At 38.1% G+C, this 12,961-nt stretch carries 15 protein-coding genes; 3 read left to right on the top strand and 12 right to left on the bottom strand.

Annotation, left to right across the window (positions count from 1 at the left end; translation table 11 throughout):
- Nucleotides 1-23: 23 nt before the first annotated feature.
- The 4 genes from mraZ to AC4D4A_RS11180 all read right to left on the bottom strand — a co-directional run bounded on the left by mraZ (nucleotide 24) and on the right by AC4D4A_RS11180 (nucleotide 3,724).
- Entirely contained in the window at nucleotides 24-455 is a 432-nt protein-coding gene (mraZ, locus tag AC4D4A_RS11165; protein ID WP_066102303.1) for a division/cell wall cluster transcriptional repressor MraZ, read from the bottom strand.
- Nucleotides 456-729: 274 nt separating this feature from the next.
- Nucleotides 730-2,355, bottom strand: coding sequence for a bacillithiol biosynthesis cysteine-adding enzyme BshC (gene bshC / locus AC4D4A_RS11170; protein ID WP_490995967.1), 1,626 nt, complete (start codon nucleotides 2,353-2,355; stop codon nucleotides 730-732).
- Between the two features lie 79 nt (nucleotides 2,356-2,434).
- Nucleotides 2,435-2,824 carry a DUF3397 domain-containing protein gene (locus AC4D4A_RS11175; protein WP_490995968.1) on the bottom strand — a complete coding sequence of 130 codons (390 nt, stop codon included), beginning with the start codon at nucleotides 2,822-2,824 and terminating at the stop codon, nucleotides 2,435-2,437.
- Nucleotides 2,825-3,724, bottom strand: a complete 900-nt coding sequence (locus tag AC4D4A_RS11180) for a 2-dehydropantoate 2-reductase (RefSeq protein WP_490995969.1) — start codon at nucleotides 3,722-3,724, stop codon at nucleotides 2,825-2,827. It lies immediately after the preceding gene.
- Between the two features lie 282 nt (nucleotides 3,725-4,006).
- Between AC4D4A_RS11180 and AC4D4A_RS11185 the strand changes: the two genes are divergently transcribed.
- Nucleotides 4,007-4,468 carry an N-acetyltransferase gene (locus AC4D4A_RS11185; RefSeq protein ID WP_139891303.1) on the top strand — a complete coding sequence of 154 codons (462 nt, stop codon included), beginning with the start codon at nucleotides 4,007-4,009 and terminating at the stop codon, nucleotides 4,466-4,468.
- 94 nt (nucleotides 4,469-4,562) lie between these two features.
- Here AC4D4A_RS11185 and AC4D4A_RS11190 read toward each other — a convergent pair whose 3' ends face one another.
- The 4 genes from AC4D4A_RS11190 to AC4D4A_RS11205 all read right to left on the bottom strand — a co-directional run bounded on the left by AC4D4A_RS11190 (nucleotide 4,563) and on the right by AC4D4A_RS11205 (nucleotide 6,792).
- A complete protein-coding gene (locus tag AC4D4A_RS11190) occupies nucleotides 4,563-5,117 on the bottom strand; it encodes an RsfA family transcriptional regulator (protein ID WP_490995970.1) in 555 nt (184 codons plus the stop codon).
- A 98-nt stretch (nucleotides 5,118-5,215) separates the two neighbouring features.
- On the bottom strand, nucleotides 5,216-5,974 hold the full coding sequence (locus tag AC4D4A_RS11195; RefSeq protein WP_490995971.1) for an enoyl-CoA hydratase/isomerase family protein: 759 nt from the start codon (nucleotides 5,972-5,974) through the stop codon (nucleotides 5,216-5,218).
- A 58-nt stretch (nucleotides 5,975-6,032) separates the two neighbouring features.
- Nucleotides 6,033-6,206 (bottom strand): 50S ribosomal protein L32, encoded by a 174-nt coding sequence (rpmF, locus tag AC4D4A_RS11200; protein ID WP_066100735.1) that lies wholly within the window; start codon nucleotides 6,204-6,206, stop codon nucleotides 6,033-6,035.
- A gap of 52 nt (nucleotides 6,207-6,258) precedes the next feature.
- Nucleotides 6,259-6,792, bottom strand: coding sequence for a YceD family protein (locus tag AC4D4A_RS11205; protein ID WP_490995972.1), 534 nt, complete (start codon nucleotides 6,790-6,792; stop codon nucleotides 6,259-6,261).
- A gap of 242 nt (nucleotides 6,793-7,034) precedes the next feature.
- On the opposite strand from AC4D4A_RS11205, the gene AC4D4A_RS11210 reads away from it, so the two are divergent.
- Entirely contained in the window at nucleotides 7,035-8,246 is a 1,212-nt protein-coding gene (locus AC4D4A_RS11210; protein ID WP_490995973.1) for a nucleotidyltransferase, read from the top strand.
- A 61-nt stretch (nucleotides 8,247-8,307) separates the two neighbouring features.
- Here the strand turns inward: AC4D4A_RS11210 and AC4D4A_RS11215 are convergent, their stop codons facing one another.
- Together AC4D4A_RS11215 and AC4D4A_RS11220 are read right to left on the bottom strand one after the other, a co-directional pair.
- On the bottom strand, nucleotides 8,308-9,327 hold the full coding sequence (locus AC4D4A_RS11215) for a SepM family pheromone-processing serine protease (RefSeq protein WP_490995974.1): 1,020 nt from the start codon (nucleotides 9,325-9,327) through the stop codon (nucleotides 8,308-8,310).
- A complete protein-coding gene (locus AC4D4A_RS11220) occupies nucleotides 9,317-10,108 on the bottom strand; it encodes a patatin-like phospholipase family protein (RefSeq protein WP_490995975.1) in 792 nt (263 codons plus the stop codon). Before AC4D4A_RS11220 ends, AC4D4A_RS11215 begins: the two co-directional genes overlap by 11 nt.
- A gap of 201 nt (nucleotides 10,109-10,309) precedes the next feature.
- Between AC4D4A_RS11220 and ylbJ the strand changes: the two genes are divergently transcribed.
- Nucleotides 10,310-11,539 (top strand): sporulation integral membrane protein YlbJ, encoded by a 1,230-nt coding sequence (gene ylbJ, locus AC4D4A_RS11225; RefSeq protein WP_490995976.1) that lies wholly within the window; start codon nucleotides 10,310-10,312, stop codon nucleotides 11,537-11,539.
- A 66-nt stretch (nucleotides 11,540-11,605) separates the two neighbouring features.
- Here the strand turns inward: ylbJ and coaD are convergent, their stop codons facing one another.
- Both coaD and rsmD read right to left on the bottom strand, forming a co-directional pair.
- Nucleotides 11,606-12,088 (bottom strand): pantetheine-phosphate adenylyltransferase, encoded by a 483-nt coding sequence (gene coaD / locus AC4D4A_RS11230; protein WP_490995977.1) that lies wholly within the window; start codon nucleotides 12,086-12,088, stop codon nucleotides 11,606-11,608.
- Nucleotides 12,089-12,117: 29 nt separating this feature from the next.
- On the bottom strand, nucleotides 12,118-12,669 hold the full coding sequence (gene rsmD, locus AC4D4A_RS11235) for a 16S rRNA (guanine(966)-N(2))-methyltransferase RsmD (RefSeq protein ID WP_490995978.1): 552 nt from the start codon (nucleotides 12,667-12,669) through the stop codon (nucleotides 12,118-12,120).
- Nucleotides 12,670-12,961: the final 292 nt, after the last annotated feature.

A 12,961-nucleotide genomic window follows, 5' to 3' on the forward strand; every position in this document is an offset into this window, starting at 1 on the left:
CTTCCTGAAAGGAAGTATGCGCATTAAATATCAAAACCAATCATATTTTCAGCAATCTCTGAGAAAGATTCTTCCGATTCCGAGAAATATTCTTCCCATATTGATTTACTCCATATTTCTATCCGGTTAGATACTCCTAAAACTACGCATTCTTTTTCCAATTTTCCATAGTTTAAAAGTGGTCCCGGGATGTTCACACGTCCCTGTTTATCCAGTTCACATTCAGTCGCACCTGAAAAAAAGAAACGGGTAAATGCTCTTGCATCCTTCTTCGTAAGTGGAAGGCCTTTTAGTTTTTCTTCAAGTTGAGACCATTCATCCAGTGGATATCCAAACAGGCATTGATCAAGGCCGCGTGTAATTACAAACATATCGCCTAAACTTTCCCGAAATTTAGATGGTATGATTATGCGTCCTTTTGAATCAATTGAATGATGGTATTCACCCATGAACATGTCCTTCACCCCACTTCTCCACCTTAGAGTACCACATTGCCCCACTTTTCACCACAATTTATATAAAAAAACTTTAATATTTGAATAAAATTTCAGACTATGATTCCTTGATCACCGGCAATCCCATAAAAACAAAAAAACTGCCTTTCTAAGACAGTTTTTTCTAGATATTATTATCTGTTTTTTTATAGTCCAATTGGACAAAAACTTCCATCATTCACTCTATATTTATTGTCAAACGAAGCAAATCTCCACTTAAGTTCTTACAGCATCTTTATATGGTTACGACATAATGCGACCCATCAAATTCGAGTGATTCCGCTAAGAGGCAATCAACCCATAATGTCCCATATTGATTGAAAAAGTAAAACGGATTGAGAATTCTTTCTTGCAGGCCGCCTGCCGGATGGAGACTATTTTCGACACGATTGTATTTTGCAATCGTTTCTTCATTTTTTCTCTCTAAATGGCTCTCCACCTTTTTCTGCATAAAAAGGAGCTGTTCTTTAATCAAGTGGCGATTTTTTTCGAAAAGAGGTTCCAATCCTTTATCGAAATCAACCGCTTTTTGTTGCCACGTAAGATGAGCAGATTCCAGATTTTTAATTATACTGCTATATGTATCTGGAGCCTGTTTACGCAATTCTTCCAGATAGAATTCCCTCTCCTCTGAACAGCCTTTTCTCAAAACTTTTTCCAAGGAAAGATTAAGTTCCTCTAATAATCTTTCAATATTTCCTTCCAATAACGTAAAGGAAAGTCGAGGCCATATCGGTGGCATCTTTTCTCCAGTCATGGCAAACGCGGGTTTAATTTCACTCCAATAGGCAATCTCGCCGGGTCCAGCTATAAATCCTAAGACAGGAAACATTTTTTCCTGTAAAAGTGGACGAGACACAACATTTGTACTGAAGTACTCCGGATGTTTAGATAGTAAACGATCCAGCTCTATTTGGGATAATTTAATTCCGCTACCCTTCCCAATTAAGTCACTTGAACCTTCTTCACGTTCTAATAGCAACCGGTTAAGAGTTGTAGGCTCGTAATAAAATAAGTTCGTACATTGTTCATCAAGGTCAATAATCGGATTATATCCGTTTTCTTTTGAAAGATTTTGCTGTTCAATCACCGCTTTGCTAATTCCTGATTCATACGCAATTTGCTGATAGACAGGCCCAGCCAGTTTCCTAAAGCTAGGATCACCAGAATCCACCATTAAGAGACCATGCATGCTAAAAAGATCATTAATAAGAATGGCGAAAAAGTCGGTGATGGTTTCGGATTGATCGATTGCTTTTTCCACCCATTCCAGCAATTCGTTCGTACGCTCTGTTTCTCCCCATAAAGAAAATACATCCTGCAACCACTCTTTTGCAGTATTCACATCCATACCAATATCAGATATCATTTTTTTCGATAGAGGTTTTTCCGGATACACGATTTTTTTAAATTCATGTCCTTCTTCAGCGTAAACATGATTAACCTCTTGGTAATCATGGTCCTCACCAGCGATCCAGAAGACTGGGACGACCCTTTTATTTAATCTTTCACTTTGTTCCTTCGCTAGTTTTATAATCGAGATAATTTTATGAATAGAATACAGCGGTCCAGTCAATAATCCTGCTTGCTGGCCTCCAACGATTACTAAAGCATCCTCACGCAAGGCATCAATATTTTCCTTTACTTGCTCAGATATTCCATATTTACTCATGAAGGACTCAATATAGGTTGCCATTTCATCGCGTGGGTATGTTCTTCCCGCTAGCCAATCCGCCCGATCTTGAATATGGTTCTCATTCTTCCAATCATACTCTGTAAAAGATTTATTTATACTTCCGGTGATATAGTCAGATGCAAAACTATTCATAGCTGGAAGATTTATTTTTATGTATTCCATCATCAAGGTTGTCTCCTTTTGAACAAATTCATATAACAGTATATCATTCCCTTTGAAGGCTTTAAAAGGTATTGCTTTTCGCCTATGTAAATACTTTTACTATTCTCTCCACAATCCCAATTGTGGCCAATAAAAAATAGGCGGCAGAGAATAACAGGAAAGAAGCTCTCCAAAAACCAGTAAAAACTCTTTTTAAGTCAACCTCTTCCCTTACTTTATAATGCATAAACAATACAGTGGAGGCGATTATAATCAAGATAATCATAATAACCCATAAGTATGAATGTTCAAAAAGAGCGATAACTGCATAATGAACTGCCATAATCAAAAAAATCGTCGTAGTATCGGCAGAAAGCCTGACTGCCTTTTTATTATTTTTAAGCATCTGCCTGGAAATTGTATATACGGTCAAATAAACAATAATTGGCATGATTACGCAAATAGCAATAAGGCCTGCTAATAAGCTGTCCACTCACATCTCCTCACTTTCTTCCATACCACACACCATATTAAATAGCATTTTACATTGAGGTGCAGGGATACCATTCTTATCTGCTTCGCGAATACAATATCCAAGGATTGTCTCTATTTCAGTTTTTCTATCCAGCTGAAGATCCCTTAACATAGAAGAGGTATTCTCGGCTGTTCGATCACATATTGTAATAATTCTCTCTAAATAAGCTTGATGCTCAGAGTCCGGAATTAAAAACGACTGACAAACCTCCTGACAGATGGATTCCACTAACTTAATGAAATATGTATTTTTTATTAATTCACCGTTACGAACTCCCAGAATACTGGTCAATGGGTTAATAACAGAATTAATGATTAGTTTTTCAATATGAATAGATCTGATATCAGGGAGCAATTGAACAGGAAAATCATCCGTATCCAAATATTCTATACCTGGCAGCTTCATTCCTCTATACAAGCCGATTTTTATCATTCCAATCCCTGTATGATGAACCGTATGAGTATTCTCCCGAATGGCACCATGCTCAACAATCCCAGTATAGATGGTTGAAACCCGCAATGCAGGTAAATGAGCGAAATGACTCATTCCGTTTTGCAAAAAGATCACTGCAGATGCATTCTCTTCTAGCAGGGACCATAGTTCAATGAGAGCCGTCTGCTTTACGGTTAGAATGATGATATCTTGTCTTTGAATCCATTCCTCCGAATCATCAATACATAACGCATTCATATTTTTATAAGTATACTCACCCTGCCTGTCAATCAGGGTAATTCCTTTTTTATTAATGTCGTCCGCTTGTAATGGTGTATGCGTGAATAGCGTAATTTGATGGTTATCACTCAGCTTTGAGGCTGTCAATAATCCAATTGCTCCTCCCCCTATTATCCCAATCCTCATGTTTTCCTCCAAGTGATCTTTTGCAATAATTTTAACATTAGCAATGTATGATGGAAAGATAACTACACCTAGTTTTGAATTAACATCATTTCGGCTGAATTATTTATGGATTCACTTCTATTTCTTTTTCGATTTACCGAAAGCATACATCGTCCAAGTACTCATTCATTCATCCAACCAAACGTAGCCTTTAGATAATTAAAAATTATGATTTTTCTATACATTTAGCTATAATGGAAATATAAGTATAAACTTTTCACATACATTTAAGGGGGCTATGAAGTGAGTGTAAAGGTCGAGAAATTACGCGTTAACTACCGCACGCTTGAAGAATTCAAGAAATTTAAGGAATATGGTTTGCAAGAATTATCCATGCTTGAAGATTTGCAGGCAAATCTTATAGAAGATAATAGCGAATCACCTTTTTACGGTATCTATTTTGGGGATAAATTAGTTGCCAGGATGAGTCTTTATAAAATCGATGCCAGGTTTGATAAATATTTTGACCCTCCACAGGATTACTATGAAATATGGAAGCTTGAAGTTTTACCGGATTATCAAAAAAAGGGATACGGCTCCATGCTCGTTCAGTTCTCCAAAGATCTTGGCCTACCAATCAAAACAAACCCAAGAGTCCATTCCCGTACTTTTTGGGAAAAACAGGGCTTCGAACCCGTAGAGTATGATATGGAAAGAGATTTAGGGGAGAACCCACTGATTTGGCAGCCTAATAATGATAAATAAATCTACTTTAAGCTTTCCAGCGAGAAAGCTTTTTCTTTTCATTTAACATTAATAGAAGCACACCTTTTAAAAAGGCATGCTCCTATAACAATCCTCATTTTTCCTCCGATAATTGACGTGCCCGATTCAGTAAATCAAGCAATCCACGGTAATCCTTCTCCATCTGTTTAAATCGTATTTCTACTGTATCTCTCTCTTGAACTAAATAATCGGCATGCTTTTTTAACTCTGAATATTCCAGCAGTAATTCCTCAGGCGAACGGAATGATCGTTCTTCCAACCTACTCTTTAAACTGGTTAAATAGGTAATAACTGTATCTAAAGAAAGATTAAGCTCAGCATCACCCTTTATTCCGACCAAGATTTCTTGATCCTCACGATGTGGCTGCTCCGCCTCCAATTCCGCAGTCCCTATCGATTTTTTAAGATCTTTACGTACCTTTTTAGCCAGCTCTATCCCTTCCGAATATTGTTTACGGACATAAGAATTCCATCTAAAGCCACACGCAGCCGGAGTTCTCGACAACCCTTTTCCAACCTCTTCAAATGCTTTTAATTGCGTGCTTCCCTCACGGATATGCCGTAATACGACCTCCGCCAAATATACATCCTCATCCTGCGACCATCCATCCTGTCTCGAACCTGTCATCCTCTATTCCCCCCAATAAGCATTCATAATATTTATTCATATGCGTCTGGTAGGAAAGATAGAATAAACAAGATTCTATTAACATGATAATCGGCTTCTTATTGAGACTTTTTCTGAAATTGTTGCACAGTCTGCATATGGATTGGTAATACCCATAAATCAGAACATCGTTTAATCTCTTCTTGCATCCGTTTATACAGATCAGATGCTTTCCTTTTGCGGATAGTTATACTTTTATATGCCATCAATGCCTCAATATCATTTTTAATAATAGGCTCAATAACGCTTAAAATGGTTTTCTCGTCTATTTCTGACACAATACCATTTACAAATCCATTTGAGTACGCTTCTTCTTCAGAAAACTTCCGCCCCGACATCAACCATTCCAGCCCCTTAGATTCTGCTACCTTTTCAAGCAAAAGAGCTCCACCTCCCCACCCAGTGGTTATTCCCTGCCCAATTTGAATAAAGCCCATCAAAGTTCCTTTTTTTACATATCGAAAATCACATGCTGTAGCCAGTTCTAATCCACCGCCCACAGCCGGCCCATTTAAAAAAGCCAAAACGGGCTTCGGCAAAGTAGCTATTTTATATAAAATTTCTCCCATACGCGATAACATGTGATAAGCGTTCTTTTGATCATCAAGAAGATGAAAAACCTTTAGATCACCACCCGAACTAAAAACATTACCGGCTCCAGTTATCACCATGGCCTTACTGTCATCATCCGTTTTCACATGTTCGATAGCCTCTTCCAATAAATCCATAACCTCAAAATTTATGGCGTTCCTAACATGCGGCCGGTTTAGCGTAACAAGCAAATACCCCTCTTTTTTCTCCACAATCACTTCTTTCACCGCGAATCCCCCTTAAAAACAAAAAGAACACAGGTTTCCCTGTGTTCTCTCAAGTTGATTATTTATTTACAACTTCTTTTCCTTTGTATGTTCCACATGCTTTACAGATACGGTGGGATAATTTCATTTCACCGCAGTTTGGGCATTCAACCATACCAGGGACTTGAAGTTTGAAATGCGTACGACGCAATCTCTTTCTAGTTTTCGAAGTTCTTCTGAAAGGTACAGCCATGTTTTACACCTCCTTAAAAAACGATGGTTCTATGGAAGACTTATGTAGTCTTTCATTTTTCACTGTTATCATCATTGTTGTCAAAAAAATGGGCCAACTTTGCCAGTCTTGGGTCAACCTTTTTAACTTGCTGGTCCTCTAAGATTAATTCCCAGTCATCTCCAGCTAGCGGAGCAGCACCTACAGGATGATCCGTATCACAGAATACCTGCAATGGAATCTCCGTGAGAATTATTTCTTTGATTACTGGCGTAAGATCCACTACATCTCCCTCAGCCACATGATATTCTCCATCCTCAATCTCCATACCTTCATATTGATTAAAAAGATAAGTCTCTGTTGTTTGAACATCGATTGGGAATGGGACATCAACTAAGGTTCTTGAACATGGTAATGTTAATGTACCTGATATTTTCAGATGAAAAGTAACTCGATTAGAACTCAAGTCAGCTTTCCCAAATACACGAATTGGTGAAATATCACGAATTTGTGGATCCGCCTTTTTCAGTTCAGAAAGATCTGCTGTCTCATCTACATTAAAACCATTGTCGCGAAATTTTTGCAGTTGTGGAATTGTCCATTTCATATTATATCACCTCAAGGCAACAAAGGTAATTATAGCTTTGGTAAATTCATTTGTCAATGTTTTTTCTTTACAGCCATATGCGATACCCTCATGCAAATTTTAAGCGCTTATTTAACTATTTTACCCGAAAAGTTTCATTTTGAAAACAGAATTAATCTCGTATAAGATTATGGCATGCTTGCTTCCTGATTCCTCCATCATATACTATTAAAAAAACAACCATTTATCAGGAGGTGTACAATATGAATGCCCTGGGACTTGTAGTAGAATATAATCCTTTTCATAATGGACATTTATATCATTTACAACAAGCCAAAGCTATTACAAAAGCTGATGTGACTATAGGCGTAATGAGCGGAAATTTCCTTCAGCGAGGGGAGCCAGCCCTGGTGGATAAATGGACAAGGGCTTCCATGGCCTTAAAGGCTGGTATTGATCTAATCATCGAGCTTCCATTTGTTCATGCCGTCCAAAAGGCAGAATATTTCTCCGAAGCAGCTATCTTATTATTAGAAGAAGTTGGCTGTCAGTCTGTTTGTTTTGGGAGCGAGCAAGGAGAAATAGAACCCTTTATAGATACATATTCAATTATTCAGGAAAATTCTAAGGAAATCGATCAATGGATACAGCACTATAGCAAGGAGGGATACAGCTACCCCAAGGCTGCTTCTCTGGCCTTTTCGGAATTACAAGCGCGTCATCCTTCTATGCTTTCTTTAGACCAGCCAAATAATATCCTTGGGTATCACTATGTATCCGCAATTTTAAAACACAAATTATCCATCGAGCCAGTGACCATTAAACGAACCGGTTCGGGGTATCACGATCCAACTCTCATGCCAGGCACAATAGCCAGTGCAACTGGTATACGGAAAGAACTAATGGAAAGCGGTAAACTGGATGCTATCTCATCCTTTGTTCCGGATACAACATTTGCCCATCTCCAAGCTTATACAACTGAGCAGCGCACGTTACATAATTGGGAGCTGTATTGGCCATTTTTAAAAGTTAAATTAATCACGACGCCCGCAGAATCTCTTGCCAAAATTTACGAAATGAAAGAAGGTTTAGAGAACCGACTAATTGAAGCCGCTGAACGCGCCAGTAATTTCATGGAATTTATGTCATTAATTAAAACGAAGCGATATACCTGGACTCGGCTGCAAAGAATACTAACCTATACGCTATTAAATTTCACAAAAGATGAAATGCCAAAAGACCTGACTCCACCTTATATACGCGTGTTGGGCTTTACAGCTGCCGGGCAGCACTATTTAAAAAGTATAAAAAAAGAAAAGGGAAATCAAATCGTATCACGCCTAGCAGCCTGTAAAAATCCATTAATAAATATTGATAAGCGAGCTGCCATTGTTCATGCTGCCGCTCTTCCCCCTGCTATTGCTATGAAAGCTCAAAAACGTGAATATATGTCACCCATCGTCTTAGCTGATTGAAAAAACGAAGCCATTGATTCACTGTCCGAATCAATGGCTTCTTCTTTAAAACCAACTTCTCTTATTTCATGCTTTTTAAATAATCCAGTGCATCATCAACTGTGTCCACAGGAACAATAATCATATCTGTTCCAATCTCTTCTGCTGTTTTTACAGCTAATTTATAATCTGATTCCTCAGCACCTTGTTGATTAGGGGCAAAAAACACTTCCGCATCCGCATTATCAGCTGCTACAATTTTCTGATCAATACCACCGATAGGACCGACTGTTCCATCATCAGAAATGGTACCTGTTCCTGCTATTTTCTTCCCTTTCGTATAATCCTCTTCCGTTAATTGATTAAAGATTTCCAAAGTAAACATTAACCCAGCAGAAGGTCCTCCAATGCTATCTGCGTCGATCTCGATTTCTCGGTCCGTTTCAACACTTCGATCTTCGACCAAGGTAATGCCCACACCAACCTTTCCAGTTTCCTCCAGCATCTCCAATTGCAGTGTCTTAACAATATTTTTATTATCACGCTTAATATCTAATTTTACTTGGTCTCCAGCTTTTTTCGAGGAAATATAGTCTATGAAAAATTCACTTGACTCGATTCCACTTCCATCGACTTTAATAATTCGATCTCCCGGCTTCAATACTCCATCTGCAGGTTTACCCTTGGCAATCTGCAGCACGTATATTCCTTCTACTTTCACTTTGGCTTCATAGCCTGCTTTTTTATACCCGTTCAGGATTGCAGATGTTTGGGAATCATCCATTAGTTTTAATTGTCTAACCGTATATTCTTCATCGGTTTCATCCTGGCTTCTGATTTCTTCCAGTTCATATATTTTATGATAATCTGCTATTTTAGCCCATGCATATGTATAAATATTCGCTCTGCCCATTCGGATTGTTGTCAGCATAAAAGAGCCGTCCGCTTCACTTCCATCTTCAACCTCTACAAATTGCTCCAGTGTCTCCGCCGACCCAGGGGTGGAAACATAATAAGGCAATTTATAAAATGCAGCCAGAAATGCCAACAATAAAACTGCGATCCCGATTTTGCCTATATTAAGTTTACGGTTATGCTTCATCTTTTTTCTCCTTCCAATGCTGTATGACCTGTTTAATCTCCGGCAGTCTTTTTCTTGCTTCTTGCTCCCCAATCATAATAATTTCCTGAATGTTTGTAAATGCCAATGAACTAAAAGACTCAACAGGGGGCTGAATCATTACATCAGCGTTAATCCCTTTAATTTTGACAATTTCCATTTGCAGTATATCTAAACTTTTAAAAATAACATCGTATATAGACCCAATATCTGCATCTCCTTTTGTTGCGGAAACATTGCTTGCAATCACGATATCCGCTCCCATTTCTTTCACAACCGAAACAGGGACCCGATCCATTAATCCTCCATCCACAAGCAATTTACCATTGATTCTTTTAGGTACGAAAATGCCGGGTATTGATATACTGGCTCTTACCGCTTCATATACAGGACCTTCCGTAAAAATAACTCTCTCTCCTTTTTCTATATCCGTTGCCACTATCGCTAAAGGAATTGAGAGATCCTCTATATTTTGATTTTTTGTAAATAATCGAATGTATTCCTCAATCTTTTTCCCAGCTACAAATCCTAATCTCGGTACAGTCAGATCCATAAAGTATTTTCTTTTAAATTGCAATGAAACTTTTTGTAACAGGTCTAAGTCTGATCCACTTGCATAAAAACTGCCTATTAAAGCCCCCATACTGCTCCCGGCTATGTAATCGATGTTTATACCTTCACTATTTAGCACTTTTAATAAACCAATATGTGCAAATCCCCTTGCACCGCCAGAGCCAAGCGCTAATCCAATTTTAGGTTCCATTTCTTTTGACTCTCCTTTATCCGTACTGATTCCAAGCATGCTCCTTTAACAGGAGTATTAGTTCTAAATTATTTTCCTATGAGTATATTTTGATATTGGGGACAACCCAGCCATCTGAAAAAACTTCTATTCATTTTACTAAATATATTTTAGCACCAGATTATTTACCACGCTTAAATTCAATAAGGGAAGGGATATAAATTGGATAAATCAATCTTAAAATCAATGCTTTTTGCATTAATTGCAGTTATTATGGCAGCTGCATTGATCTTGATGCCACAGGAAGCCTTCGAAGCCTCTGTTCGAGGGTTGAATATTTGGCTTGAAATTGTCTTTCCTTCCTTATTGCCTTTTTTAATTATTGCAGAAATGTTGATTGCATTTGGTGTAGTAAAACTACTGGGTGTCTTTTTAGAGCCTCTCATGCGGCCATTATTTAAGGTACCAGGTGCAGGAGGGTTTGTATGGGCAATGGGACTTGCATCTGGTAATCCATCTGGAGCAAAACTAACAGCCAGACTAAGAGATGAAGGTCAGCTATCGAGAATAGAGGCTGAACGATTAGTGTCGTTTACAAGTTCATCAAATCCATTATTTATTTTCGGTGCTGTATCTATCGGTTTTTTTAATAATGCTAAACTTGGAATACTATTAGGGTTAACCCATTATGCAGCGAATATTTTTGTTGGTTTAGTAATGAGGTTTTACGGGAGAAATGAAGAGAAAAACAAACTTGACCGCAGCAAAAAAGATACAACTATTTTCCCGATCATGACAGCTTTAAAAAGCATGCACCGCACCCGTCTAAATGACCAGCGGCCATTTGGAAAAATTTTAGGAGATGCAGTTAATTCCTCCATACAAACACTTTTGATGATTGGAGGATTTATCATCATTTTTTCCGTGATTAACAAGCTATTGTTTCACTTACATATTACCGGCTTCTTTGCATCCATTTTCAGCAGCCTGTTTCATACACTTCACCTGCCGTCCACTTTAAGCATTCCTTTTATTTCGGGGTTATTTGAAATCACGTTGGGATCACAATTAACAAGCCAAGCTGGTGGTGCAACATTATTGACACAAGCAATCATTGTAAGTGCTCTACTCGCATTTGGAGGATTCAGTATACAAGCTCAAGTTGCCAGCATCTTAGCTGAAACGGATATACGCTTTAAACCTTTCTTCCTCGCACGCATTATTCATACGTTTTTTGCTGCGATTCTTACAGTGATCTTATGGAAACCCGTATACTTGCGGTTATCTACTTCTGAAAATACATCAATTACCGAATTTGTTTTTTCAATGGAAACGCAGGGATTATCCAGCACTATCCTGAATTTCTTCCTTAACTACGGTGCATTAATTACTATTCTTTCTTTGGCCGGCTACACCCTTTTATTATACATACAGTATAAGAAATCCATATAAAAAGCCAATTCCTATTAAAGTAGGATTGGCTTCTTTTTAACAGTAAATTGATAGATTGAGCATATTTTATTCAGACATCTTTATTCTCAGCCGTTTTTGTACACATTCAGGAACAAGCTCTGAAACATCTCCACCGTACTTCGCTACTTCTTTAACGATCGAGGAGCTCAAAAAGGAATATTGATTATTTGTCATGATAAAAAATGTTTCAATTTGATCGTTCAATAACCGATTCATAGATGTGATTTGCATCTCATACTCGAAGTCAGAAACAGCTCTCAACCCTCGGATGACTGCATTAGCATTTCTTGCCTTAGCATAATCCACGAGCAACCCCTGAAAACTGTCCACTTTCACATTTGGTATATGAGCAGTTGCTTCTTCAATGATTTGCACTCTTTCCTCCACCGTAAATAAAGATTTTTTAGCAGAGTTATGAAGGACACCGACATATATTTCGTCAAATATGCGTGCTCCTCTTTGAATAATATCAAGATGTCCGTATGTTATAGGATCAAAACTTCCAGGACATACAGCTATTTTCTTCACCATTCTCCCCCCCATTTCTTCATAGATATTTAACGTTCGAAAAAGGACACAGCAGTAATACCATACTTTTCAACACGGAACTTAGTAAAATCGCCAATTTTTTCAGGCAATGTTAATTCTTCTCCATGTTCACATATTATCATACCGTCTTCTTCCAATAATTCCGCACTTTCAATTTCTTCAATAAGAGCAGGTATCATCGTAGCTATTTTATAGGGAGGATCCATAAAAATGAGATCAAATTGAGCTTTTCTCTTTCCAAGAGCTTTTAGTGATCTCAGTGCATCACTCCTATGAACCTCAGCTTGATTTTCGAATTTACATGCACTGATATTCATTTTGATAATTTGAATAGCTTTTGAGTCTTTATCAACAAAAACTCCTTTTTCCATTCCTCTGCTCAAGGCTTCAAGCCCAAGGGATCCGCTTCCCGAAAATAAATCCAGGACCGCTCCACCTTCAAAATATGGTCCTACAATATTAAATAAAGATTCTTTTACTTTGTCCGTAGTTGGCCGAGTTGTCATGCCTGGAACAGCCTTTAATGGCCTTCCCTTACAAGTACCTGAAATGACTCGCATAATCTGTCACCAAATTTCATATGTATTCAACTTTCTAAAATATCCTACCATAAAATCTTGATTTCACAAATAGAAATCAAATTTCTGCTAACAATGAATAGTTCAGTTCGATTTGGTCATACTACTAACAACAACATCTTCAGAGGTGTTGTTGCCAACCGCGGAGAAGACTTACGTTTCCCCATAAGTTCTTCCTCCGGTTTCTCCTCTCCCTTTGCCTTCTGCGTTTGTAAAAGCGCGTAGAAGGAAGCCCTGGCGCCCTTGTGTGCCAGGGCTTTTCTTTTGGGTGAAT

It is taken from the genome of Pradoshia sp. Z5_111 (assembly GCF_058267535.1).